Source organism: Dyadobacter sp. SG02 (assembly GCF_900109045.1).
In the GTDB taxonomy this organism is placed as follows: Bacteria; Bacteroidota; Bacteroidia; order Cytophagales; family Spirosomataceae; genus Dyadobacter.
Window position 1 is genome coordinate 336,429 of the sequence record NZ_FNYL01000001.1, and the last position, 26,260, is coordinate 362,688.

Genomic DNA, 26,260 nt, shown 5'->3' on the forward strand with positions numbered 1-26,260 from the left:
CTGGTTCACAGTCGGTACTTTTGTATTTTCTAGCTATTCATCAAGCCGCGAGTGATTCCTCTACGTAATGAGTGCATGAGCATAATATCGAGGTCAAAGAAATATTAGCAGATACTGGTTACAGCAGTGGAGAAGCTATGCGCTCATTGGCAGACCATAGCATCGAGGGTTACATTCCTAATATTGCCAGTTACAAAAAAGACAGATTAGAAGAAGGGTTTATTTATGATCTTGAAAATGACCGATATACCTGCAAAAACGGTGTGCATGCCACATTTAGATGTTACGAAAAGCTTACTAAAACTAGGAAGCTTCAGAAGAAAATCTACCGGACTAGTCCAGAAGACTGTGCGAATTGCCCGATTAAAAGTAAGTGCGTAAATCACATGGGTACTCGGAGAATCAAGCACTCGCTCGATAAACCGCTTTATGATCAGATGCACAAACAACTGGAAAGCGATAAAGCTAAGTTATTCAAAAAGCTCCGTTCCAGTACAGTGGAGCCCGTAATTGGTTCACTAATCAATTATACCGGAATGAGTAGGATCAATGTAAATGGCATTAAGCAGGCAAACCAATGTATGATCATGGCCGCTTTTGCTTACAATCTCAAGAAGCTGCTTAAATGCAAAGTCGAGCTTTGGCCCAAAGGCGCCAAATTGCTAAAAGCAGCGTAAATGGAGTTACTTGAGTCCTTTTAACCACCTTCAACTTGGCGTTATACTCCCAGTTTAATTTAACCTGCAAACCAACAGAAGGTCACCCCAAATATGAGGGACCTCTCTGACTACTATTCGGTAAATGAGAATCTGGCGAGTCCTGCCTTCGAAGATAATAAATAAAAGCGGGTACACATATTACAGGAGAACAGTGCGCTGAACTTAGAAACATTCGGTTTCCAAATGAATTGATCGTACCGTCTGTGGAGGATGCAGAGCGATTGCACCAAGAGCTTATTGATTTCAGAGTTGAATTGGTTTTTGTTCACGGCTTCGATCCTCAGTCCCATTACAGAGACGAGCTACGGAAGGAATATCACACCAGGGGTATTTTGTTTTCCGTTAGGGCGTTTCAGCAGTAGAGGCTAAAGAGAAAGAACAGCGGGCCGCTAATAGATTTGAAGAAATAGTCGATGATCACTTTGAGGGACCTTAGCCAATAAGAAACTTCGTATCCGTCCATATCAGGCATACTGACTTCCAGCAACATGACATCCGGAATCGTATCAAGTCCTAGTCGCTCTATAAGTGCAGCGCCACTTGAAACTTCAAATATTACATCAAAATCTTCAAATTTTTGAACAAGGCCGGAAAGTGCCTTCGCCATGAGCTCATGGTCGTTTACAATGGCAATTTCGATCTGATTATATTGCTATTCCCGGTAGAAGAGGACTCTTAATATTCTGCGTGTAGAGGCAGTTAACTTAAACCGCTCATCCGCACGCACGCCTACCACCCACACAATCTCCCCATCTCCATTCACCAATACACCAATTCGTTCCTTTTCAAAGCGATCTATCTTGTTGTCAATCAACAAATCGCTCACCTTTTTATGCTTTCCACCCATTCCGAAGGGCTGGAACGTATCACCTTTCCGCCACTTCCGAAGCGTCAGCGGAAATGTAAGTGAATCCTGATCGACGGCAATGGTAGTCGTATCAAATGGAATTACGCCCCCCTCCTCCACTATACGCAAGGTAAGTTTGGCGCCATGCCAGTCCAATGTCGTGTCCGGCCGTTCGATGATCAGCTCCTCCGAATTGGAGATTTCGGAGGATGTTTTTAGAATAAGGTGGTCCCTGTCGACGAGCAAAGTATAGGTTGCCGAAGAAAACAGCTTGCCTGGCATTCCTTCAAGAGCAGTCAGGATGCCGCGCACCTGGTTGTATTGAAAACCAAAATCCTGCAAAATAATCCATAACCGATATGCCAGTTCCGTTTCGCCCAATATTGACGCTATCGGAATGCGGGTGACACCGGCCTCTTGGCGAATAATCTGTGCTTTCCATTTTTCCAGATGTTCGTCGAGCAATGAGTTGGCCGCCCTAAGCCGTTCCGACGAAGTATTAAATGTTGTTTCCAGCGATGGATTCAACTCGGTTAGTACCGGGATTACATGGTGGCGGATCTTGTTTCTGTGATAATCATCCGTTTCGTTCGTCCGGTCTTCCCTCCAACGAATATCGTTTTCAGCAGCATACCGGCTGACTTCCCCGCGATTTGAATAAAGCAAAGGCCGGATCAGATTACCGTTGATGGGCGCAATGCCGGTCAGTCCTGCCAGGCCGGTTCCGCGTGCCAGGTTGAGTAGCAATGTTTCCAGCGAGTCGTTCGCGTGATGCGCGGTAGCGATCCACTGGCAGCCGGATTCTTGCCGGACTTTCCCGAACCATTCGTATCGCAATTCGCGGGCTGCCATTTGGGTAGAAACGGAAGCACTTTTTGCGAAGCTTTTGACATCCGGACGGGTCACAAAAAAGGAAAAATTGTATCCGGCGGCAAGATCGCGCACAAAGGCTTCGTCGCCATCGGAATCCTCCCCCCGCAAACCGAAATTACAATGGGCAATGACCGCCGGAAGTCCCAGATTATGAAACAAATGAGCCATTACGACAGAATCGATCCCGCCGCTCACGGCAAGCAAAGTCGGCTGTCGTTTCAGATCCGGCGTGTGTTGGTTAATAAAAGTTAAAAACGAATCCAACATGAACCTGCGAATCGTATTTGATGTACTTTTGATTAAATGAGAATGGATTTATCTCTTCGTCCGGGTGGTAAACGGGACAGGATCCAGCCAAAGGTAAGAGAAAGAAAAGCAACATGAAGAAAAAAAATAGTGCAGAAACCTGCAACCCTTTTAAACTTTTCGGCGTCATCAATATCGAAAGAAGTATATTTCAACTAACGTTCTTTGCTTTACTGATTTTTTCGCCTTATCTGTTCGCACAGAAAGCATTACCTCAAACACAGCCTCCTCAAAGCGAAGGTCTGATTGAGATCCTGAAATCGGACGAGCTGGAAATTATTAATCAGCCCGGAGACGATTCAAGGAGGGTGACCAATGGCGTTTTCAGGCATAAGGGGGCACTTTTGTACAGCAACCTTGCCATCCAGCACATCAATTCCAATATGATTGAGGCGTTTGGCAATGTCAGAATCGTTCAGGGGGACACGGTGACGGTTACGGGAGACACACTTTATTATTACGGAAACACCCGTCTCGCCATTGTGAGTGGAAGGAAAACTGTCCTGAAAGACACGAAAAAAACGCTCACGACCCGCAAAATCGAGTACGATATGGCCAATGGGATTGCCTATTACAAGCAGCCCGGCCGGACCGTCGACGAAGAGAATGTACTTACCAGCAAGGAAGGACTCTACAATACAGCCACCAAGGAGTTTACGTATTATAAAAATGTGAAGCTGGTCAATAAGAAATACACGCTCACTACCGATACGCTGCTCTACAACTCGATCACCAAGTGGTCGTATTTCAATGGAAAGACCAAAATCGTGAACAAGGACGGTACTGTTGTAGGAACTAAGGGGCAATACAATACGGAATCGACTCAGTCCACATTTCATACGCGCACGACGGTCGACAACGAAACGTATACGCTCACCGCCGATTCGCTGGTGGTAGATGGAAAATCCAATGACGGCAAGGGGAAGGGAAATGTGGTGATTGTAGCCAAAAAGGATAAAACAGTTCTTAACGGCGACGAAGGATATTACTGGAAAACAAAAGGTTACTCCAAAATTTTCGGACATGCCTATGTAAGGAATGTCGTATCCGAAGACACGCTTTATATCCGCGCCGACACGCTGTATTCGTTCGAAAACGCACGCGACAGCACGAGAAAGCTGATCGGAGACCGTAACGTATTCATTTACAAATCCGATTTCCAAGGGAAATGTGATTCGATCACCTACAACACCGCCGATTCGATCATCCGCTTTTTCCGTAAACCGATCCTTTGGAGCGATCAACATTACCAGATGGAAGCCGATTCGATCACCGCATTTTTGGTGAGCAACGAGATCAACCGAATGCTTCTCAAGGGAAAATCTTTCGTCATCACGGAAGATACGCTCGTGAAGCAATTCAACCAGGTGAAGGGCCGGACGATCAACGCCTATTTTCAGACCGGAAACAAGTTGAAACAGGTGCTCGTAGACGGCAATGGGGAAAGTGCCTACTATGCGGTAGACGATAAGCAGAAAAATATCGGTTTAAACAGGGTCGAATGCGGGAGGATGAATCTCCTTTTCGAAGATAACCGGGTTCAGCGGATCGCGTTCATCGGGAAGCCGGACGGGAAGTTGATACCTCCCTCCAAAATAAAGCCCGCGGAACGGCAACTGGACGGTTTCAGCTGGCGTATTGCCGAGAAGCCAACGAAGGCCAAGACGACCTGGCAGGAAAAATAACCTATTACTCAGAAATTTTGTCCCGAGTTAGCTGTCGGCACGATTTTTTACCATACAAAAATAAAGTTACCCGTTCGCACAATATATTTTGAATATACAATTATTTCTCTATATTTTTGTAGCGTACTTTTCAGCTAAAAATACATAACGCATTAGTCAAAAGTATCCGATTGCAGCTATGAAAAGAACTATACGTTTTATATATATGATTTTAGCCTTAGCCCTGAGTATTCAAGGGTTACAGGCCCAAAGTGTCTCGGGGGGAAGCCGCCTGAATATGGTCGGCAAAAAGAAAGCCCCCGCTACCCAGAGCATCAAATTCTCAAACTTTTCAAGCGGTACCAGCTACAAACCGCTGACTTTGCAAAATCCAAAAGCGCTGAACAGATTCTACACTTCGTTTCTTTTTGCTTCCGCGAACCCGGCAGATAACAACACACTGGCTGTCGAAGTCGCAGAAAAATCGGGCGAAAAGAAATCACCTGCCCTGGAAGCACAGTTGAGAGCAGAAGAGCTACTGTTTGTGAACGACAAGATTTCGGTTTCCAATGTATACCCCAATCCTGCGAGCGAATATGCTGAAATCGATTTCACGATCAACCCGGGCCTGCGCGATGCGAAACTTACTTTTTACAATGTACTCGGTTCGCAGATCCAGGAATTCACTCTCAACAAAAACGAGCGTAAATTACGTGTTAACACCAGGGACATGGCTACCGGCCTGTATTTCTATCAGTTGTCGGTCGATGGCAAAAAAGTGGCTACCAAGAAAATGCTCGTTCGCCATCAGCAATAGGCTAATTTTTAACACTATATCAGCTACGCATTCGTTATGGACGTGTAGCTTTTTTTATTACCTTTGCAGTTAATATGCGAAAAAACAGTCCGGCAAGCTATTTCTTGCTATTCATTGCAATCCTTGTTGTTACTTCCTGCAGTAAGTTCTCCAAGTTACAAAAGACAGGTACAGATCAGCAGAAGTATGATGCTGCCATGGCCTATTACAAAAAGGCGGACTATTACCGCGCAGGACTGCTGTTTGAGGAGTTGATTCCTTTATTGAAAGGAAGTACCGAATCTGAGCTCGCGCAGTTCTATTACGCCTACACGCAATACCATCAGAGTCAGTACAATACCAGCCAGTTTCTCTTTAAGAAATTTTACGACACCTACGCACGTAGCGACTATGCGCAGGAGTCGTTGTACATGCACGCGTTTTCTTTATACAAAGATTCTTCGCCATACAACCTCGATCAGACGAGTACTTTCACGGCGATCTCTGCTATGCAGGATTTTATCAACACTTATCCTGACAGCCCGTTCCGCGAAGAATGTACCCGTTATATCCTGGAACTAAGGTCCAAACTGGAACGGAAAGCTTACGAGCGTGCGAGGTTGTACCACAAGATCAGTGATTTTAACCCGATGTCGCTTAAATCCGCGGTTATTTCGATTGAGAACTTCCGCAAAGATTTCCCGGATTCGCAATACAACGAAGAGCTTGCATTCCTGAAAGTTGAATCCCAGTTCAACCTGGCGTCCAACAGTTTCAGCGACAAGCAAAAAGAAAGATACCAGGAAGTCGTTAAGTTCTATCAGGAACTTGTGGATAAATACCCGACTGGCAAATACAACCGCGACGCCGAAAAAATGTTCGACGACAGTCAGAAACAGATCGAAGTGATCGCCAAAGTGGAAGCGGAACGTCAAAAACTGAAAGAATCTCAACCAGATCCGGCTACCAAACCGGCTAAGGTGACCACGCCTGCCATCAGCACCCCGAACGGTCAATAGCGGCACCATTTATATTGTTTTAAGAATTTTAACTATATCAGACCATTATGGCAACGAATCCATCGATCATTACCCGTGATACAGACAAGATAGCGGCGGTAACAGGTAACCTGTATGAATCCGTATCGGTCATTTCTAAAAGGGCACGCCAGATTTCCAGCAAAATGAAGGAAGAGCTGAACAACAAACTGGCCGAGTTTGCTTCCGGTGTGGATAACCTCGAAGAAGTGTTTGAAAACAGAGAACAAATCGAAATTTCGAAATTTTACGAGCGTATGCCTAAGGCTGGAAGCATTGCCATCGATGAGTTCATCGAAGGTAAAACTTACCACAGCTACCGCGATACGACAGAAGAATAATACGACTGTATTGGACGAAGCCCGCCAGGAATCTGATTCCCGGCGGGCTTTTTGTTTTTATCTGGTTAACTTTACACCATTGGACCACGATCATTCAAATAGCCATAAATTGAATCTGAAAGGTAAAAAGATACTGCTGGGCATTTCGGGTAGTATTGCTGCTTATAAATCCGCATTACTGGTACGTCTTCTTGTAAAAGCAGAAGCAGAAGTCCGTGTGGTAATGACCCAATCGGCAACCGAGTTTATCACACCACTGACGTTGTCGACACTCTCCAAAAACCCCGTTCTAACCTCATTTACCAAAAATGAAACAGGCGAATGGAATAATCATGTCGAACTCGGGCTTTGGGCTGACCTGATCATCATTGCACCCGCGACGGCAAAAACGCTCTCCAAATGTGCCAGTGGCCATTGCGACGACCTTTTGACGGCTATATATCTTTCGGCCCGATGCCCGGTGTTCTTCGCGCCTGCAATGGATGTGGATATGTTCAAACATCCCTCCACACAGCATAATATTGAAAAACTGGTGAGCTACGGCAATAGCTTTATTTCACCTGAACACGGGGAACTGGCCAGCGGATTAATCGGCGACGGACGGTTAGCCGAGCCGGAGAATATTGTTAAAATACTTGACAACCATTTCGCGAAACGGCCTGTTGCCGGTTCCAGGCGCGTCCTCATTACTGCCGGGCCAACAGTAGAACCGCTCGATCCGGTAAGATTTATCAGCAACCGTTCCTCCGGCAAAATGGGGTACGCCATTGCGGAAGCCTTTGCGGCCGCAGGCGCACACGTAACGCTCGTGAGCGGACCTACACATCTGAAAACGTCCAATCCGAATATTAAAACAATCGCCGTTGAAACTGCCGGCCAGATGTTCCAGGCTGCAAAAGATCATTTCGAAGCGAACGATCTGATCATTTTCGCAGCAGCGGTGGCCGATTATACACCGAGGTATGTCGCTGAGCAAAAGATCAAAAAGCAAGGCGACAGTATGGTGTTGGATCTTGCCAAAACGACCGATATTGCAGGAACGCTGGGCGCAATGAAAAGATCGGGGCAGTTAATCATCGGTTTTGCGCTTGAAACAGAGAATGAACTGAACCACGCGCAGGACAAACTGACCCGGAAGAATTTCGATTATATTGTCTTAAATTCGCTGAATGACCCCGGAGCAGGTTTCGCACACGATACCAACAAAATAACCGTTATTGACAAAGACAAAAATGTGCAGCAATTCGACCTTAAATCCAAAGAAGAGGTCGCGCAGGACATTCTAAATATCGTATTAGGCAAATGGAGCGAAGCATAAAACTACTAATCCTGACCATCCCGCTGCTTTTAGGGGCCCTCGCGCAACGTGCGCACGCGCAGGAATTCCTGTTCACGGTCAATCTCAACTATGAGCAACTGGTGGCGCAGCAAAAGACTGATCCACAGTCGATGAATCAGTTGCAGACCTACATGAATGATTTTCTGAACAATACGCGCTGGACCAACGATCAGTTTACGAAGGAAGAGAAGATCAAATGCAAGCTCAATGTGAACCTCACGCGCTCGCTGGCGCAGGGAAGCTACGAGGGCAACGCACAGCTTGTGGTATCGCGGCCCGTGTATGGCTCGACGTATGAAACCGTGCTGTTTACTTACGTCGATAAAAATTTCACATTTACCTACCTCCCAAGTACACAGCTGTATTTTAATGAAAACAGCTACACCGAAGAGCTTCCGTACATTCTGGCATTCTACGCCAATATTGCACTGATTTTCGATTACGACTCGTTCAGCAAAATGGGCGGATCGCCCTATGTGCAAAAGGCATTCAACCTGGTGAACCTTGCGCGAAACGCTTCACCGAACAAGCGTGGCTGGGACTCGAACGGGGATTCAAAAAATCGCTATTGGCTGATTGAGAACCTTCAAAGCCAACAATTTACGCCATTCCGCGAGGGGATGTACAAATACTATCGCCAAGGCCTGGATGTGGCAACGCAGAATCCTGCCGAAACCCGTGCGAAAGTGCTTGAATTTCTGAACACGATGAAAGAAGTCAATCAGCTTCGTCCGGCGAGCGTGGTAGTGAACTCATTTTTTGACGCCAAATCGGATGAGCTGTACAAAATAATGATTGAAGGATTGCCCGAACAGCGCGTTCAGGCTTACACTTTGCTGGTTAATCTCGACCCTTCGAAAACCCAGATGTACCAGCGGCTGTCTATGTAGCGAATATAAATCAATGAGTAAACGATTAATAAGAGTCCAGCGCGACGAAATACAGGGCAAACAACACATTTTGCAAAAACAGCCGCTCAATGCAGTCCTTTCCAATGGAAATACCATTTTTGGCAGATTAATATCCATCGACGCGGCACAGCTGATACTGAAAGATACCCGTGACCACCAGCATAAGATCGCCCTTTCGGACTTGTATGAAGTGGTTTATGACGACGATCAGGGAGTCGTACCACCAAGCAGGCATACTACATTATAAAATTGGGGTTACGTCCTGTTATATTTCCTAATTGGGAAGATCATCCCTATATTCGTATCGGAGACGACCTTGATCCCTTCATCATAGCCAGGTTGCATCATCTCCGGCAATCTGCTGCCTAAATTAGACATGCTTTCTAATTTACTGATCAAAAACTATGCGCTGATAAAGCACCTGGAAATGTCGCCCGACCCCGGGCTGAACATCATTACAGGTGAAACGGGTGCCGGAAAATCCATTATGCTTGGTGCAATAGGCCTTCTGCTCGGAAACAGGGCGGACGCAAAATCGTTATATGACAGTAGCGAGAAATGCGTTATCGAAGGTACTTTCAACCTAAAAGGTTACGATCTCGCCCCCAATTTCGAGGACGAAAATCTCGACTTTTCGGAAGAGTGCATTGTGCGGCGGGAAATTTCCGCTGCCGGCAAATCGAGGGCGTTCATCAACGATACGCCAGTTAATCTCGAAACCCTGCGGAAGATCGGCATGCAGCTGCTCGACGTTCATTCGCAGCATGATTCGATATTGCTGGGCAACAACGAATTTCAACTGCGGGTTGTAGATTCCTACGCCGAAAACGCTGATCGGCTCAAAATATACCAAACGGATTTCAATGCTTACCGCGAAGCCGTAAAAGCATTCGAGGAATTGAAACGGCAAGCACACCAGCTCCGCAAGGAATTCGATTACGACCAGTTTCTTTTTCAGGAATTGAATAACGCGGGTTTGAAAGCCGACGAACAGGAAAAGCTGGAACATGAGCTGACCATTCTCGAGAACGCGGTAGAGATTAAAGAAAAACTCCAACTGGCACATGCCTATCTCGATAATCCTGAAAATTCAGCACTTGATTTGCTTAAAAATGCCGTCAGCTCACTCACGCAGGCGTCGCGGCTTGTGAATGAGTATGATGTTCTGCGCCAGCGCGCCCAAAGTGCATTGATTGAACTCCGGGACCTGGCCGAGGAAATCGATCAGGTAAATGGAGGTGTGGAGTTGGATTCTGCGCGTACCGAGGTGGTCCAGGAACGGCTCGACCTCATTTATTCATTGCTCAAAAAACACCAGGTCTCGAATATTGGGCAATTGCTGGATATCGAAGCCGCTTTGCAGGACAAGCTGAGCATTGTCATGAATCTCGACGAGGATCTGATCAAGGCGGAGAAGAAAGTTGCGCAGACGCACGACAAAATGCTGACGGGCGCGAAAGTACTTTCAGAGAGACGCAAGAAAGTGACCAAAGCCATTGAAAAGCTTATCCTTGACAGGCTTTATGAACTCGGCATCCCTAATGCTTCGCTTAGTATTCAGATTACAGAAACCACACCAACTCCCAACGGAATAGACTCGGTAACCTTCCTTTTCAGCGGTAACAAAGGCATCGTTCCCCAGGAATTGAAATTAGTTGCCTCCGGTGGGGAATTTTCCCGGCTGATGATGGTTATTAAGTATATACTCGCCGACAAGCGAAAGCTGCCGACCATTATTTTTGACGAAATCGATACCGGGGTTTCCGGGGAGATCGCCAAAAAGATGGGGAAAATGATGCAAAATATGGCCGTAAATCACCAGATTATCGCCATAACGCATTTGCACCAGATTGCCAGTAGCGGTGATGCGCACTATTTCGTATACAAAGATCACTCCTCCGACAGAACCGTCAGCAGGATTAAAAAACTCACCATCGATGAACGTGTACAGGAGATCGCCCAAATGATCGGCGGCCATAATCCTTCGGAAGCCGTGCTGCACAATGCGCGCGAAATGATCCTCAGAGATTAATGTACACCTATTCGGTAAACCCGATTTACATGAAAAACCTTATCCTTCTATCGTTCCTGATCACGCTTTGTATGGCATGTGGTAAGGACAAAAATCAGGAAAAAATCGTCGGCCTCGAAACGGAAGTGTTGGCGATCCACGACGAAGTAATGCCCAAGCAGGAAGACATTGTGAGCCTGCAATCGCAGCTTTCGAAAAAAATCCAGGGCATTGATAGCCTTCAAAATGTGGGTGTGAGCAGCAATACCATGGCCGAACAACGCATTAAAGCAGTGGATTTGAACCAGAAACTGACTGATGCAGATAAACTCATGATGGACTGGATGCACGCCTACCGCGGCGATTCTGCGAAAAAACTGGACCCCAAACAAGCTGTCCTCTATTTCGAAACTGAGAAGGAACGGATCTTGCTCGTAAAGCAGGCCACACTGAAATCGATTCAGGAGGCAAAAACATTTTTAGAATAACCCGTTTATGAATTCAAAAGTAAAATCAATCCTTTTCCAATGCCTCTTCGCTTCCGCTTCCCTGGCTGCTATTACGAGCTGCGGTGGTTCGGACAAAAAACTACCTATCCTGGGAGAGCGCGACTGGGTGAAGAAGACCGTGGATGGAAAAGAAGTCGTTGACACCATTTATAACAAGATCCCGAAATTCGCTTTTGTCAACCAATACGGCGATACCATTACCGAGAAAATTGTCGAAAACAAGATTTACGTAACCGACTTTTTCTTCACAACCTGCCCTACCATTTGCCCGGTGATGAAAAAGCAAATGGTAAAAGTCTACGAAGCTTACAAGGGCAATCCCGATGTGATGATCCTCTCCCACTCTATTGATCCCGAGCATGACACACCGGCAGTACTGAATAAGTTTGCGAAGGATTTGGGCGTGGAAGGCCAGCAATGGCAATTCCTGACCGGCGATAAGGCCCGAATTTATGAAATAGGCCAAAAGAACTACATGTCGACCGCCAAAGAAGACACGACGGTGCAAGGCGGCTACATCCACAGCGGGGCATTCATCCTCGTGGATAAGGAGAAGCACGTACGCGGTATGTACGACGGTACTACCGAAGAAGGGACAAAGAAGTTGCTCAACGATATGGAGCGGTTACTGGCTGAATATAAGAAATGAAACTGCTGCAAAGTAACCGCATTGCCCCAATGCTGGCATTCATGATGCTGGGTTTGGGCTCTTGCCGCAGTTCGGAAGAGCTGAAAAGCGAGCAGTATTTTGTGACCGGCCAGCAACTGTACATGACGCATTGCGCCAACTGTCATCAGATGGAAGGTAAAGGAATGTCTAATCTCTACCCTCCTATCGCAGGGTCGTCGATTATTTCCGACAAGGCACGGGTGGCCTGCATTATTCAGTACGGAATGAGCGATACCATCGTCGTGAACGGCAAAAAGTTCAGCAGGCCAATGCCTCCCAATCCTAAGCTAACCGAAATAGAAATCGCGGAACTCGTGAGTTTTGTATCGATGAAATGGGGGAAGGACAGCGTTTATACACCGATCGAGGTTGTACGCAAGGCGTTAGCAGAATGCAAGCCCGACTAAAAACCTTTTGAAATGACTGTACCGGTCATTTTCCGCAATTTGATTCTTGAAAAATCCTGTTCGGCATCCATCCCCACGGCATGGGTCACTTCCGGCGACTGGGTATTTACGATTTTCAATGCCTTATCTGTAAAAACCTTGCGCGTACCCGGGCTCCAATTGAGCTCGGTGGTGGTAAGAATCTGATGGTCTTGCAATTTTACCACCCGCACATGCCCTTTTACAATATATACGTCCGCACTGCGGTCATATCTGCCCGAATCCGAGCGTAGCGTGGTTACCACCGTCCCCAGCGAGTCAAAGAAACTGATATTAACCGAATCCGGGAAAACGCGGGTTTCGTTCTGGTAGGTAAATGACTTGGGCGTTTTAACATACACTTTCATATTGCCCTGCTCACTGTACTTGACCACCAGGTCATTGACAATTTCGATTGGTCCGTTATAAACCGCCCCGATTTTATCTTTTTTAGATTCACAAGCCGCGAAAAGCAGTACGCAAAGTACCAGAATACAAAAAGGAGATACGTGACTATCTCCTTTTAAAAAAAGCTTTTGAATGCCTATGTTAAGCATAAGACTACCCGTTTAGTCGATCCTCCTCTTCTCAAACCATCTTTCCATGAGCGTTATTCCCAGGACCACTCGCCCGTAACGTTCGCGGATCGCTCCCCCGGAGTTGGTACCGCGCTGTCCTCCTACGAATCCTACCGAAAGGAAGTTGGCATACCCACGGCCCATCGGGAAAGTAAAGCCAAGGCTGACGTTTGTGTCATTAATTTTCGTATTACCAACTACATAAGGCGTATTACCCGTGCTGAAACCGATACGATAGCGAACATTATCAAGATAGCTGAGAGACGCGAATTTCGGAATATATTCTGCACCGACATGCAAGCGATTCACATCTTTGAGTGCTTCATTCACGTTCCCGAAGCCCCTGTACTGCGACCATGACTGATGGCTGTAATCCACGGAAACTGACAATTTGAACGGCCATTCGAGTGTTGCACCTACCTGGTATTGCTCGGGCACTTTCGTGGAACCGCCCAGATTTTTTTCCAGCGTATCGGGTGCCACAACCGGGAATGAACCTTGTGTAAGCTCAAAAGAAGTAGTTTTGGTAGAGTTCAGCGAAGTACTGAAACTATACGCACCACCGAGGTTCAGGTTCAGCTTATTTTCTTTTTTGAGAGGAATACGGACAGTACCACCGGCCCGGAAAGCAACATCCGAATAGGTACTGCGTTCGTTGAGGCTGACGATATAGTCGGATGCGATACCATTGACAAACAGCATCACATCGGACGCCCTTCGCACGTTACCAAAAAAATAGCTGCTTTCAAGACCCAGGGTCACATAACGGCCGATCTGAAACGAGTTGACCAACGAAGCCTTGTTGACTCCGCCTTTTCCCGAAACAGTATATTCAGCGATCCCAGGCGAACCTGAAACAGGACGGGTGAATGTATTCTGGAAATCGATGAAACTGTAAGGCTTCAAGTTGGCGCCGATTACCCATCTCGGGGTGATCGGGAAGGATAATGATAGATATGCAAGGTTTCCGCCCGCATTTCCCTGTTTCAGGTTACCGGACGCAATATCTTTGTACTGACCCACCAGCCCCACATCCAGCGTGGTAAAGCGGTTGCGCACCCAAAGCGCCGGGTTCAGGTTGTTGATCTGGAACCCACTACCCGAGGCGACGCCAGCCCCTCCCATACCAGTATTATCGGAATATGCATCTCCGTAAAACTCACCCATACCGAGCGATGAATACGGAGAATTGCCCAATCCTTGTGCTTTTGCAAGATTTGTACAACTCCAACCGAGTGTAATGGCAAGCGTGATTATTCCTATTCTACTGTAAAGAGACATTATATGTTAAAATTCTGTTCAATCCTATTAAAACCAGTTCCGGCACCGCAAAGATGGGTGGTTTCAAGCTACTTTCAAAAAAAGCAGCATCCCCACCGCATAATACTACGCGCAAAGTCGGGTAATTGTGTCGGTATCTTTCAATAATTCCTTCGATTTCAGCGAGCGTGCCGTTCATAACACCGCTCTGCATGGCCTGACGGGTACTTTTTCCGATCAAATCAGGCGTTTTTTCAGGCTCGAAAAGTGGAAGTCTTTTAGTAAACGTATGCATTGCATTGAATCGCATTCGTACACCGGGAGAAATTAACCCGCCCTGGAACGTGGCATTGCGGTCGATGAGGTCGTAGGTAATGCAGGTCCCCATGTCGATGACCACGAGATCTTCATCGGGGAAAAGATAATTTGCGCCCGCAGCGGCGGCTATGCGGTCGGCGCCGAGAGTTTGCGGGGTATCGTAATGCCTGGTGATCGGCAAAGGTGTATCCGGCGTGAGGCCCATTATCCGGACAGGCTCTCCCAGTGCTTCCTGGAATTCTTCCTGCGTCCTTCCCACAGAAGAAAAAAAGAGGTATTCCGGGAGTTCCGCCCTGACATTCCGGATCAATTCCGGGAATTCCAGGTGCGTCGTATATCGTATAAGTTTTTGCCCTTCGAACCATCCGATCTTCGAAAAGGTATTCCCGGAATCCACAACAATATTCATAGTCCCGCAAAAATCCGATTTTCCCTCCACAAAAACTAAGGCCGAAAAAAGTTAGTGTACGTTAAATCACTGACTTCGGCACTTCATCAGAGATTTTTTGTCATACAAAAACAATAAGAATGCCGTTGGCACGGTTTTTAAGCTAAATATTTGGAAATTAAACCATATATATTTACTTTCGTCCATCCAAGTCAGTATCGACTCGTAAATCCAAATTCCATCTCGCAGTAACTTCGCACCTCAGCGTTATCGAGATTCAAAATCTTGCCGATTTATTGTCAATACTTCCTGTTTGTACCAGTTACAATTATCAGATTTGATCCATCAAAGTTTTGCAGTAAGTAAAGCCTTTCGCGCGGGCTTTCGCGATAAATGCTTATTATAACCTATCAATGACCATCACGTGACTTCAGGGCGCGCAGTCCTGTTTACATCCAATTATATTCACAACCTTATTGTCCAATTGGTAAAGTGACCCTTTACTTTCCATTTTCTGTATGCCTACAATTGATGATTTAAACATTAAGCTTTTATCAGAGCTACGAGAAATAGCGGGTGCTCTGGGAATACCCGATCATGCCAAACTTCCTAAAAAAGAACTGATTAACCGGATAATGTCACGGCAGGAAGCACCTGCATCTGTTGCTGCGCCAGTTGTGGTGGAAACCCCCGAACTGGAAGCTGTCTCAGCCGATTCCGGTGAACCCAAGAAAAAACGTGCGAGGAGGCCTGTCGAGCCAACACCCGTGTCCGTTCCGGTAAAAGGTGGAAACAACCGTCCTGCCCGGAATAAAAAAGATAACATTCAAAGCGGCCCTTCTTCCGCGCCGTTATTCGATACTCCTCGTCAGGAGTTCCCGAAACGTCAGGAAGAACGTCCGAAAAACATAGATACATCGCTCGAAATCGACGAGGACAATGACACCCTCAACGACCTGGGCAGAGAAGAAATCATCCCTGCGGAAGTAGAGGCAACGACTGAACCGGAAGTTGCAGTTGAACAAACACAGGCTGATATTCAGGAAGATAATCAAGAAGAAAAGCCTGCCGCAATTTCGCATGAGCCGGTATCCCAGCCACGTGAAGAGCGTCAGCAACGTCCTCAGCAGGAAGGCCAGGAAAGGCATCAACAGCCTCAGGCACAACGCGAAGACCCATCTTCGAAAATCAAACGTAATTACAATAACTATGTAAGAGAGTTTGATGGCCTGATCGTCAACGAAGGCGTGCTCGAAATCATGCAGGATGGCGGCTACGGCTTCCTTCGCTCTGCCGATTACAACTACCTGGCCAGCCCCGACGATATTTACGTTTCGCCTTCACAAATCAAACTGTTCGGTCTGAAAACGGGCGACACCGTAAAAGGTCAGATCCGCCCGCCGAAAGAAGGAGAAAAATACTTTGCGCTTCTGCGCGTGGAGACGGTCAATGGAAAAACTACCGAAGAAATCCGCGACCGCATCCCATTCGAATACCTTACCCCGTTGTTCCCGGATGAATGCCTGCGCCTTAGCTCGCGCCCGGAACAATATTCCACCCGTATTCTCGATCTTTTTGCACCTATCGGAAAAGGCCAGCGCGGTATGATCGTTGCCCAGCCTAAAACCGGTAAAACCGTGCTTTTGAAAGAAATCGCCAACGCTATCACGCGTAACCACCCCGAAGTGTTCCTGTTGATCCTGCTGATCGACGAACGTCCGGAAGAGGTTACCGACATGCAGCGCAGCGTACGTGCGGAGGTGATCGCATCAACATTTGACGAGCAAGCCGACCGCCACGTGAAAGTAGCGAGCATTGTTTTGGAAAAAGCCAAAAGAATGGTGGAATGCGGTCACGATGTAGTGATTTTGCTCGACTCTATCACACGTCTGGCACGTGCGTATAACACGGTGGTTCCTTCATCCGGTAAAATCCTTTCCGGTGGTGTGGATGCCAATGCATTGCACAAGCCCAAACGTTTCTTCGGTGCGGCGCGTAATGTGGAAAACGGCGGCTCGCTAACCATTATCGCCACTGCATTGATAGACACCGGTTCCAAAATGGACGAAGTTATTTTCGAAGAATTCAAAGGTACCGGTAATATGGAATTGCAACTCGACCGCAAGCTGTCCAACAAACGTGTTTTCCCGGCTATCGACGTAATGGCGTCCGGAACACGCCGCGAGGACTTGTTGCTCGACAAGGAAACACTCAAAAAAGTGTGGATACTGCGCAAGCACATGTCGGATATGAATGCGATGGAATCGATGGACTTCCTTTTGGAACATATGAAAGGGACACGGAACAACGAAGAGTTCCTGATCTCGATGAACCGATAAATAACAAAGCCCGGGCCAACGCCCGGGCTTTATTGCGTTATAAGCGCTCCTATTGCTTCTTAATGGATGAAACCCTATTTTTAGGTAAAAGCATACATCCGTCAAACTTTCCTTCCTCATGTTCAATAGCAAGGCGCTCTGGTGGACGTTCCTCGGATTCTGGATTACAGGTTCCATTTATTGGCATGTTTGTAAATTAGAGCAGTTTTGCGACATGCTCTTCGGTTCCCAGGGGCTTCTGCCGGAAATGTCGGCACAGCGTGGACTGCTCCGGTTTTCGCTGCGGCAACTCGGGCTTCCTGCCTACCAGATCGAACTCACGCATTTCTGGCAACACACCATCATGATCGGAGTTACGCTGATCATCGGTTTTATATTGGGCAGAACCTATGAAATGGAGAAAACAAGGGATTTGCGGTATAAACTGAACCGGATCCACCGCGAGTTGGCCTATTATCAGTCGAAACAATGAACTTACCTGCGATCTCACTCGATTTGGACAGCCTGCCGGTAGCGGTGGCGGAAATCGCTATACTGCTCATTGCAGCCACCGTCGCTGGCTGGTTTTTGGCAAAAGTGATTATCAAAAAGAGAATCGATAACTTGCAGGAATTAATAGAGGAAAAGAAATACGAACTCGCTCAATACCGGACTTTAACGAACACCACAGTGGATTACCCGATTGCTACCAACGCCCACAAAACCGTTTATCCCCCGATCAGCCCCGATCACGCACCCGACGACCTCAAAATTATCGAGGGAATAGGGCCTAAAATCGAGGAGATTCTGAACAAGGAGGGTATTCATACCTATGAGCAACTCATGGAAACATCCCTTTTACGCATTGCGAGCTTCCTGAAAAAGGCAGGCCCGCGTTACCAGCTCCACGACCCGTCGACCTGGCCGCAGCAAGCCGCCCTCGCCAAACAGCAGAAATGGGAAGAGTTGGAAAGATTGAAACTCAAACTGATTTCAGGAAGATCATAAAAACGAAAAGCCGCTTTTTACAGCGGCTTTTCTCTTATATCAGTCTCAATTACAAAGTACTGACAGTTCTCTGGATAAATTGAGTAAGATCATTACCAGATAGCATTCCCTGCGACAGCAACGCAAGGTCGTATACCTGCTTCGCCAGCGACTTTTGCTCATCTTCGTTCTCAGAACCGGCAATCTTACCGATCAGCGGGTGATTAGAGTTGAGCGAAACCGTGTACATCAACGGCATATCACCAAACATCGAACGTTGGCCGGAAGACGCCTGCATGTCGGTCATACGACGCATAAATTCGGGGAATGTGATCACCACCGGCAGTTCGTCCACAGGCATTGCTTCCACGGTAATGTGGGCGGTTTTGTTTTCGGATACGCCTTCGAACACCTTCTTCACTTTTTCCTGATCGTCGGAAGAAAGAATGCTTTCCAGCTTCACTTCCTTTTCAACGAGCTTATCCAGTGTATCGGCGTCGACGCGTTTGATCTGGATTTTTTCTAGCTTCTGCTCCAATGTATTGATGAAGTGCGAATCGATCATGCTGTTCAGTACCAGCACATCGTAGCTGCGCTTTTTGGCAGATTGGATGAATGCATCCTGCTTTTTCTCGTCGGTAGTATACAGCCAAACCAATGATTCGTTTTTATCGGTCTGGTTTTCCTTGATATGCTCGCGGTATTCTTCAAAGGTGAAGTATTTACCATCGGTGTTTTTCAGCAGACAGAAATCCTTTGCTTTGTCATAGAATTTATCATCGCTGATAATACCATATTTCACGAACAAGCCGATATCATCGAACTTCTTCTCAAATCCTTCACGGTCGTTTTTGAAGATTTCAAGCAGCTTGTCAGCCACTTTACGGGTAATGTAGCCATTGATTTTCTTCACATTACCATCCGCTTGCAGGTAGCTGCGGGATACGTTCAACGGAATATCCGGGGAATCGATCACGCCGTGCAGCAATTGCAGGAAGTCGGGAACAATGTCCTTCACTTCGTCGGTAATGAATACCTGGCGGCTGTACAGCTGGATTTTTTCCCGCTGGCCTGAGAAGTCGTTGCGCAGTTTCGGGAAATACAGCACTCCGGTCAGGTTGAACGGATAATCCACATTCAAATGGATCCAGAAAAGCGGGTCTTCGCCGAATGGATACAATTCTTTGTAGAATGCGAGGTAATCTTCGTCCGTCAGGTCTGATGGGCTCTTGGTCCAGATCGGGCTTGGGTTGTTGATAACCTTGTCTTCAAACTCGATTTCGATCGGCAGGAACTTGCCATATTTTTCCAGTATGCCGCGCAAACGGTGTTCATCCAGAAACTCTTCCGAATCCTCGGCAATGTGCAGGATAATGTCGCTACCACGTTCTTCTTTTTCCACGGAAGAAATTTCGAACTCTGTCGAACCGTCACATTCCCAACGAACAGGCTCGGAACCTTCCTTGTAAGACTTGGTAATGATCTCCACATTCTGGGCCACCATATAAGCCGAGTAGAAGCCCAGACCGAAGTGACCGATAATGCCTTTGTCCCCTTCGCCTTTGTCTTTATACTTCTCCACAAACTCGGTAGCACCCGAGAATGCGATCTGGTTGATGTATTTTTTGATCTCGTCAGCTGTCATACCGATACCATTGTCACTGATGGTGATCGTTTTGGCATCTTTGTCCAGTTTGACAACCACTTTCAGATCGCCCAACTCTCCGTTGTATTCGCCATAAGAAGCCAGCTTTTTGATCTTCTGCGAGGCATCTACCGCGTTGGAAACGAGTTCTCTCAAAAAGATTTCGTGGTCCGAATAAAGGAATTTCTTGATAATCGGAAAGATATTCTCGGTGTGAATGCTCAAATTCCCTTTTTCCTGAATCACTGATTCCATAGTTATGTTATCGTTTGTTTTATATTTTAAGAATGTAATTTCGCTTTGCAATACGGGCCAGAAATATACGTTCCAATAACAATCAAAACACATACTGGCTGACACATTGTCAGTACTACGCTACCAAGTGGTACGAAAGCTCAATCGGCTGGTATCTGACAGGCTTTTTTACTAATATTGCGACCGGTAAACAACTCAACTAAAATCACCAAACCAGTTCCGCCGAACACCAATTTCTGACATGAATCTGATTAAAAAACTATTTGTAGGAGTATTCTTTATCAGCGGGTTCTCTGCCTGCACCACGATGAACTCCGTTCCCCTCTCGAATTACACCGTTTTTACCGAAGATCTCCGTCGCGACCTGGAAGCTGCCAATATTTCCCTTACGAAAGTTCAGTTTTTCAATGACAAGTCGATAAACATCCGCCGCGAAGTAACCGACCCGAACGACATCAAGGTAAATCCCGAAGGACAGATCACGATGAGCAACGGGAAAAGCATACAGACGATCAATGTGCTGCCGTTTACACCCGGCGTTGCATTGAGCACCGGCGATGGTACAATCAACGTCTCGTGGGATGATACCCAGCAGGATACCAAAGGGATGAAGTTCAACCTGAGCGGCCAGAACTACTTCCTCGACGTGCTTCCCAACAACAAATTCGACTACAAAGAGCGCACATTCGACCTGCAAAGCGGTAACGGTGCCCGTCTCTTTGTTAAGAAAGATCTGTTGAAGCAGGTGAAAAACCAGAGAGAGACTTTGAAAGGACGCAAAGTGAACCAGTAATTTCTTCTCAGTCATTCAAAAAATAAAAGGTCGGGAAACCCCGACCTTTTATTTTTTGAGCGTTCCTTTATCAGTTTAGGTTAAAATATTGGCTTTTATTGCTGTTCGTGCGGGGCTTCTGGACGATCTGAGAGTTGCGGATCAGCACAATCACCACCAGCCCGGTTATAATCGCAAGGGAAATTTGCAGAAAGGAGATAATGCCAAAACTCGCCACATTCACTTTCGACGCCTTCACAAGGTCCTTCCCTATCGTCGACTGAATACCCGCCAACTCGTTCAGGTTCAAAATCGTACTTTCGAATGTGTTACCGCCGGGCGCTGAAAACAGCTGTTTCGCCTCCGCGAACGATCCGGCTACGCACAATGCAAGAACCTGTTTTTCCAGCTTAGCATATTGCCCGATCTGATTTTTGAATCCTTGAAGGCTTTTCGCCTCCTCGTCCACCAGGTAAGTCTTTTCAAACAATCGGATCAGCGAATCGATGCTCCGATCATGCGCGCGTAGCTGCGCTCTCACGTGCGCAGGCGATTGTTGTGCCTCCGAGTAAAGATAATTTTCCAGCGACAGACGCTTACGGTACAGATTTTCAGTGAGATACAAAATAGTGGTCGCCGGAACGAGGCGATCCTTGTAAATGGAAGAAAACGACTCGTCGATCCCTTCCACATTGTAGCGGGAAATTAATGTTCCGCCAACGATCAATGCCATGATCCCTCCCAACAAAATCGCAGCTTTAAACTTCTGCTGAATAACAAATGACCATTTCATGAATTGATAATTAACTTTCTCAAGGTATCAATGTATTTAGAAAATACAAAAATATCTTTTTATATTAACGAAAAAGTACGCTGTGTAATATCTGTTTTACAATGTACACACAAAAAAAGCGCAGAGGCAAAAGCCCCTGCGCTATGGCAACAGCAATTCAAAGCTAGTTTTGCTGGTTGCCTCCTACAACATCCGTATTGTTCACCGACTTGGTTTTCTTCTTAGGCGCATTGAAACTCATTTTTCCAATCGAGTAACTGAATGTCACCTTAAAGTTGCGGTTGTAAAGCTGTGTAGCGCCGGTTTGCACGAATTGCGGTGAAGTCAGGTCGGACGTAAACCGTACGCCTTTGGTCAGGAAGTTCTCCGCTCCGAAACCGATGCTGCCTTTCTTGTTGGCAATATCCTTTTTGAACCCTAATGAATATAGGTAGAAACCGGTGCGCGTTCCCTGCAACTGGATTTCCTTACCGCGATAAAATCCGAAGGCCTGTAATCCCCAGCCATTTTGCAGCGAAATCTGAGACATTAACCGACCTCCAAAGTTGAAACCGGAATTATTCATTCCCACCGAAGTACCGTCCAGCGCGGTCGTCTGACCTTCGAGGTACGAATGCAGGATGTCGATACTACCGTTCAATGTCCATTTTGGCGTCAGGTACACATTCGCGAAGACGTTCGCCCCGTAGGCTCTTTGTTTTCCAATGTTCTCGTATGTTGTCACAATGGCTCCCTGCAATGTATCAACCGCCATTCTCACCTGCGTGATCGAGTTATTGGTCTGGCGGGCGAATACCGATGCGTTAATGTAGGTCTTCTTGATATTCGTACTCAATGCGAGTTCAAAATTATCGGTCAGTTCGGGGCTCAATGCCGGGTTACCGGTGCTGATACTCTGAGGGTTCGACAAGTTCACGTTCGGGTTCAGCTGCTGGATACCCGGGCGCTGAATGCGTCGGTTGTAAGCCGCTTTCAAAGTAGTATTGCCCGAAAGTGCCTTCGACACGTTGATGCTCGGCACCAGGTTCCCATAAGCCGGGATATCGATGGCCTTATTCTCGCCCATGTCGGCCGTAATGCCCGTGTATTCGTAGCGTGTGCCAAGTTTGAAAGTGTATTTGTTTTTCGTAGAAAGCGTGTAGGAGAAATATCCCGCCGCCACATTCTGTTTGTAGTTCAATGCGCCAGACGGATTGGTCGTGCTCAACACAAAATCGCCCGATTCACCAGCCGTAAGGTATTTAAAATCACTATTCACAGTCCTGAAAATGCCTTTCGCGCCGAATTCCAGCAACTGGTTCTTGCCCAGCGGTGTCTGGTAATCGGTTTGGAGCGTCAGCTCCGAGTTCTCGTTTTTGTTCTCGTTTTTCAGCTTGCTGCCTACTGCGCCGGATTCGTTCAGGAGGTCGGTATTGAAATTGTTGGTCAGTCTGGTGCGGCTGTACAATGTGGAAATGCTCCACTCCTGTTGCGGTTTGAATGTCCGGATGTAGTCGATATTGAAATCGACCGTTCCCGACAAATCCTTACGATCGACTTTGCGCAGCGAGCTGTTATTGAGAATGCTGTTTTCGTATTGATTGATGGTCAGATCCTGCTTCTGGATAAAATTCCGCGTTCCATAACGCAAACCAGCCGATAATGCCTGATTTTTACCCAAATCATAATCCCAACCCAGCGAATACTGCCCGAACAAGCCGCGGTCTTTCGCCGTCGAGCTCTGGTTGGTGAGGAAAGAACTTCCGCCTGAATAGGTTGTCTGATCAAGTACCGATGTTGCTTTGTTATAGAATGCGCGACCAAATCCGCCGAGCGTGAAACCCATTTTGCCTTTGCGGTAACTTCCGTTCAAACCCAGGTTCGAGCCACGGTTACCCACACCGGAATCGATGTTTAGCGTAAGCCCCTGCAAATTGTTCTTTTTGGTAACGATGTTAATGATCCCGCCCGAGCCTTCCGCATCGTATTTAGCCGATGGTGAAGTGATCACCTCCACAGACTTGATCATATCCGCCGGAATCTGCTTCAAAGCATCCGCCACATTGGCCGCGATAATGGTAGAAGGCTTATTATTGATCAAAACCTTGATGTTTGAACTTCCGCGCAACGACACATTACCGTCCAGGTCCACCGAAAGCATCGGGACCTTGCGTAACAGATCGGACGCGTCGCCTCCTTTGGAAGTAATATCCTTCTCAGCATTGAACACCAGCCTGTCTACCTTCTCCTCCACCAACGACTTCTCTCCGGTAATGGTTACCTCCTGCAAATTCTGCACGCTCGAAGCCAGCTGGATCGAGCCCAGCTCCACATCCTTATCTTTCTCTACTTTTACATTCACTGCCTTGTCTTTGTAGCCTATGAAGGAAATCATCAGCTTGTAAGTACCCGGCGCCACTTTCGAAATGGCGAACTTGCCGGTTTCGTCGGCCGTGGTGCCGTCAATCGCCTTGTTATCAGCGGCATTGAATAATGCAATACTGGCAAATTCAACCCCTTTCGCGGCGGCTGAGTCGAGTACAATTCCAGAAATTTTAGAGTTTCCCTGCACAGGGGCCTGGGCGAAGGATTGGTTGACCGCAATGGCCATAATGAGCGTCAAAAAGGCAAATCTGACGACTGATAGTAAGGGATTGTTCATGGGTTCCATAAGTTTTCAAAGAGGGTGCTTTCGCCGCTGTCCTACTTAAATACAATTCTCAATACAAAGGAAAAACATACTTCATATTTATTATTTGATAATAGATAGCTACCCCGATTTCATCTGCGAATCGGCACTTTCGGGATACCAAACGGAAAACGCGGGAGAGATCAAACCGACCGGACAACGAATGTTCGGCCATTGGTACAATTTTGGTGAAGAGGGAAGACAAGCGTATTTTTGAAACTTGAATGCAAACCGGTCAAGTCCGGTATGCGCTAACTTACTCTTCTGTTCATGAATGACGTTGTCATAGATTTCAGCAAAGTCCACCAGATAAATCTATTCGGAATAACCATTATGGAGCCCTCGACGGTGCTGTCGAGCCTGATGATGACCGCTGTATGCATCTACGCCTTTATCCACCTCAACAAACTCGGGCGCGCGCATCGCATGTACAAGCAAATCCAGTATTTCTTCCTCTTTATGGCCATTGCAACGGCGATTGGCGGGATTTTAGGACATGGATTTCTGTACATGACCGGCAAAGTCGGTAAAATACCCGGCTGGTTCGCAAGCATGATCGCCGTCGCATTGTTTGAAAGGGCGGCTATTTGGCATATCAAACCGTTACTGCAACAGCGAAACGGCCTTATTCTGGGCTGGCTGAACTACGTGGAGCTCACCGTCTTTTTTGTCCTGACATTCATTACCCTCGATTTCAAAGTCGTGGAAGTACATGCATTCTACGGGTTGTTCCTGATGCTCTTCATGATCGAGCTCTATGTTTACAAGAAGAAAAAGGACCCGGGAAGCAAGAATATTTTCCTGGCAACGCTCATGGGCGCGATAGCCGCCGGTTTCCACGCATTGAAGTTCAGTTTCGGCGATTGGTTCAACTATAACGACATTGCCCACATTCCAATGTCGCTGTCGATCTGGTTCTATTACCAGGGCGCACGGCATATGACGTATTACGGGGAGGAGAAGATTGTGCCGGAGGAGGTGATTGAGAGCGAAAGCGGTAGCTTATAAAAAAGCGGATGTCCCGATAAGAGGCATCCGCTTTTTCATGCAAACCAAAATTACTTGTTCGGCTGCGGCGTATAGCGCAGATACGGCTTCACGATATTTAAACCTTTTGTAAACTTCTTCTGCGCGTCTTCGGTGCTTACTGCGGGCACTACGATCACGTCTTCGCCGTCTTTCCAGTCCGCCGGTGTAGCTACTGAATAGTTGGCAGTCAGTTGGAGCGAATCCACCACGCGGAGGATTTCGTTGAAATTACGGCCTGTCGATGCGGGATACGTCAGCGTCAGTTTAACTTTCTTGTCGGGACCGATCACGAATACCGAGCGTACCGTTGCTTTTTCGCTGGCGTTCGGGTGGATCATGTCGTACAGTTGCGCTACCTGGCGGCCTTCGTCGGCGATGATCGGGAAGTTCACCTCGGTATTGTTTACTTCATTGATATCCGGGATCCAGCGGTTATGCGAATCCAGGTCGTCGACGCTTACGGCGAGTACTTTCACATTGCGTTTCTCAAACTCACCTTTCAAAAGGGCCGTTTTACCCAATTCGGTTGTACAAACGGGAGTAAAGTCAGCGGGGTGAGAGAACAACAATCCCCAGCTATCTCCCAGCCATTCGTGGAATTTTATGGGTCCCTGAGTGGTATTTGCTTCAAAGTCCGGTGCGATATCTCCTAATCGAAGTGACATAATGGTGAAGGTTTAAAGAATGAAACATTAATCTACTAACATTGTAGAGTAGAACACAAAATTAAAAAAATAGTTTCATTAAATGCCCCATTTCCTGCATTAATAAATCCAACGGCGAACCGCCTTTTCCGAACCG

At 47.0% G+C, this 26,260-nt stretch carries 26 protein-coding genes; 17 read left to right on the forward strand and 9 right to left on the reverse strand.

All coding sequences use genetic code 11. From position 1 onward, the window contains the following. Positions 1–71 precede the first annotated feature (71 nt). Positions 72–677 (forward strand): transposase, encoded by a 606-nt coding sequence (locus BMW93_RS01410; RefSeq protein WP_090373413.1) that lies wholly within the window; start codon positions 72–74, stop codon positions 675–677. Between the two features lie 394 nt (positions 678–1,071). Here the strand turns inward: BMW93_RS01410 and BMW93_RS01415 are convergent, their stop codons facing one another. Then, positions 1,072–1,359 (reverse strand): response regulator transcription factor, encoded by a 288-nt coding sequence (locus BMW93_RS01415; RefSeq protein ID WP_310590230.1) that lies wholly within the window; start codon positions 1,357–1,359, stop codon positions 1,072–1,074. 12 nt (positions 1,360–1,371) lie between these two features. Further along, on the reverse strand, positions 1,372–2,706 hold the full coding sequence (gene tilS / locus BMW93_RS01420) for a tRNA lysidine(34) synthetase TilS (protein WP_090373415.1): 1,335 nt from the start codon (positions 2,704–2,706) through the stop codon (positions 1,372–1,374). 113 nt (positions 2,707–2,819) lie between these two features. Here tilS and BMW93_RS01425 point away from each other — a divergent pair, with 113 nt between their 5' ends. From BMW93_RS01425 to BMW93_RS01475, 11 genes are all read left to right on the forward strand, one after another. After that, positions 2,820–4,430 carry an OstA-like protein gene (locus BMW93_RS01425; RefSeq protein WP_090373416.1) on the forward strand — a complete coding sequence of 537 codons (1,611 nt, stop codon included), beginning with the start codon at positions 2,820–2,822 and terminating at the stop codon, positions 4,428–4,430. A gap of 205 nt (positions 4,431–4,635) precedes the next feature. Continuing rightward, positions 4,636–5,226, forward strand: a complete 591-nt coding sequence (locus BMW93_RS01430) for a T9SS type A sorting domain-containing protein (protein WP_229240131.1) — start codon at positions 4,636–4,638, stop codon at positions 5,224–5,226. A gap of 74 nt (positions 5,227–5,300) precedes the next feature. After that, on the forward strand, positions 5,301–6,224 hold the full coding sequence (locus BMW93_RS01435; RefSeq protein ID WP_090373418.1) for an outer membrane protein assembly factor BamD: 924 nt from the start codon (positions 5,301–5,303) through the stop codon (positions 6,222–6,224). A 47-nt stretch (positions 6,225–6,271) separates the two neighbouring features. After that, complete coding sequence (locus BMW93_RS01440; RefSeq protein ID WP_090156762.1) at positions 6,272–6,583, forward strand: DNA-directed RNA polymerase subunit omega; 312 nt, start codon at positions 6,272–6,274, stop codon at positions 6,581–6,583. Between the two features lie 109 nt (positions 6,584–6,692). After that, on the forward strand, positions 6,693–7,901 hold the full coding sequence (gene coaBC / locus BMW93_RS01445; RefSeq protein ID WP_090373419.1) for a bifunctional phosphopantothenoylcysteine decarboxylase/phosphopantothenate--cysteine ligase CoaBC: 1,209 nt from the start codon (positions 6,693–6,695) through the stop codon (positions 7,899–7,901). Then, positions 7,886–8,812 carry a DUF4835 family protein gene (locus BMW93_RS01450; protein ID WP_090373420.1) on the forward strand — a complete coding sequence of 309 codons (927 nt, stop codon included), beginning with the start codon at positions 7,886–7,888 and terminating at the stop codon, positions 8,810–8,812. Before coaBC ends, BMW93_RS01450 begins: the two co-directional genes overlap by 16 nt. A gap of 13 nt (positions 8,813–8,825) precedes the next feature. Next, on the forward strand, positions 8,826–9,080 hold the full coding sequence (locus BMW93_RS01455; protein WP_090373421.1) for a hypothetical protein: 255 nt from the start codon (positions 8,826–8,828) through the stop codon (positions 9,078–9,080). Positions 9,081–9,209: 129 nt separating this feature from the next. Next, positions 9,210–10,865, forward strand: a complete 1,656-nt coding sequence (recN, locus tag BMW93_RS01460; RefSeq protein ID WP_090373422.1) for a DNA repair protein RecN — start codon at positions 9,210–9,212, stop codon at positions 10,863–10,865. A 29-nt stretch (positions 10,866–10,894) separates the two neighbouring features. Further along, positions 10,895–11,332, forward strand: coding sequence for a viral A-type inclusion protein (locus BMW93_RS01465; RefSeq protein WP_090373848.1), 438 nt, complete (start codon positions 10,895–10,897; stop codon positions 11,330–11,332). A 7-nt stretch (positions 11,333–11,339) separates the two neighbouring features. After that, on the forward strand, positions 11,340–12,002 hold the full coding sequence (locus BMW93_RS01470; RefSeq protein WP_090373423.1) for an SCO family protein: 663 nt from the start codon (positions 11,340–11,342) through the stop codon (positions 12,000–12,002). Continuing rightward, positions 11,999–12,430: a cytochrome c gene (locus tag BMW93_RS01475; protein WP_177193978.1), complete on the forward strand. Its 432-nt coding sequence runs from the start codon at positions 11,999–12,001 to the stop codon at positions 12,428–12,430. Before BMW93_RS01470 ends, BMW93_RS01475 begins: the two co-directional genes overlap by 4 nt. Here BMW93_RS01475 and lptC read toward each other — a convergent pair. The 3 genes from lptC to BMW93_RS01490 all read right to left on the reverse strand — a co-directional run bounded on the left by lptC (position 12,427) and on the right by BMW93_RS01490 (position 15,013). Further along, positions 12,427–13,005, reverse strand: coding sequence for an LPS export ABC transporter periplasmic protein LptC (gene lptC, locus BMW93_RS01480; protein WP_090373424.1), 579 nt, complete (start codon positions 13,003–13,005; stop codon positions 12,427–12,429). The two genes, BMW93_RS01475 and lptC, sit on opposite strands and share 4 nt — an antisense overlap. A gap of 12 nt (positions 13,006–13,017) precedes the next feature. Continuing rightward, positions 13,018–14,193: a hypothetical protein gene (locus BMW93_RS01485; protein ID WP_090373850.1), complete on the reverse strand. Its 1,176-nt coding sequence runs from the start codon at positions 14,191–14,193 to the stop codon at positions 13,018–13,020. Between the two features lie 97 nt (positions 14,194–14,290). Beyond that, positions 14,291–15,013 (reverse strand): type III pantothenate kinase, encoded by a 723-nt coding sequence (locus BMW93_RS01490; RefSeq protein WP_090373425.1) that lies wholly within the window; start codon positions 15,011–15,013, stop codon positions 14,291–14,293. Positions 15,014–15,510: 497 nt separating this feature from the next. On the opposite strand from BMW93_RS01490, the gene rho reads away from it, so the two are divergent. The 3 genes from rho (at position 15,511) to BMW93_RS01505 (ending at position 18,318) form a co-directional block, all read left to right on the forward strand. Continuing rightward, entirely contained in the window at positions 15,511–17,331 is a 1,821-nt protein-coding gene (gene rho, locus BMW93_RS01495; protein WP_090373426.1) for a transcription termination factor Rho, read from the forward strand. A 118-nt stretch (positions 17,332–17,449) separates the two neighbouring features. Beyond that, positions 17,450–17,803, forward strand: coding sequence for a hypothetical protein (locus BMW93_RS01500; RefSeq protein ID WP_090373427.1), 354 nt, complete (start codon positions 17,450–17,452; stop codon positions 17,801–17,803). Next, positions 17,800–18,318: a hypothetical protein gene (locus tag BMW93_RS01505; protein ID WP_090373428.1), complete on the forward strand. Its 519-nt coding sequence runs from the start codon at positions 17,800–17,802 to the stop codon at positions 18,316–18,318. The genes BMW93_RS01500 and BMW93_RS01505 overlap by 4 nt, the downstream gene beginning before the upstream one ends. Before the next feature lie 49 nt (positions 18,319–18,367). Here the strand turns inward: BMW93_RS01505 and htpG are convergent, their stop codons facing one another. After that, positions 18,368–20,197 (reverse strand): molecular chaperone HtpG, encoded by a 1,830-nt coding sequence (htpG, locus tag BMW93_RS01510; protein WP_090373429.1) that lies wholly within the window; start codon positions 20,195–20,197, stop codon positions 18,368–18,370. Positions 20,198–20,438: 241 nt separating this feature from the next. Between htpG and BMW93_RS01515 the strand changes: the two genes are divergently transcribed. Next, positions 20,439–20,990, forward strand: coding sequence for a hypothetical protein (locus BMW93_RS01515; protein ID WP_090373430.1), 552 nt, complete (start codon positions 20,439–20,441; stop codon positions 20,988–20,990). Positions 20,991–21,060: 70 nt separating this feature from the next. On the opposite strand, the gene BMW93_RS01520 is transcribed toward BMW93_RS01515, so the two are convergent. Together BMW93_RS01520 and BMW93_RS01525 are read right to left on the reverse strand one after the other, a co-directional pair. Then, positions 21,061–21,762: an MCP four helix bundle domain-containing protein gene (locus tag BMW93_RS01520; protein WP_090373431.1), complete on the reverse strand. Its 702-nt coding sequence runs from the start codon at positions 21,760–21,762 to the stop codon at positions 21,061–21,063. Positions 21,763–21,925: 163 nt separating this feature from the next. Further along, positions 21,926–24,412: an outer membrane beta-barrel family protein gene (locus BMW93_RS01525; RefSeq protein WP_090373432.1), complete on the reverse strand. Its 2,487-nt coding sequence runs from the start codon at positions 24,410–24,412 to the stop codon at positions 21,926–21,928. A 288-nt stretch (positions 24,413–24,700) separates the two neighbouring features. Here BMW93_RS01525 and BMW93_RS01530 point away from each other — a divergent pair, with 288 nt between their 5' ends. Continuing rightward, a complete protein-coding gene (locus BMW93_RS01530; protein ID WP_090373433.1) occupies positions 24,701–25,438 on the forward strand; it encodes a DUF6962 family protein in 738 nt (245 codons plus the stop codon). Positions 25,439–25,488: 50 nt separating this feature from the next. Here the strand turns inward: BMW93_RS01530 and BMW93_RS01535 are convergent, their stop codons facing one another. Beyond that, entirely contained in the window at positions 25,489–26,124 is a 636-nt protein-coding gene (locus tag BMW93_RS01535; RefSeq protein ID WP_090373434.1) for a peroxiredoxin, read from the reverse strand. Positions 26,125–26,260: the final 136 nt, after the last annotated feature.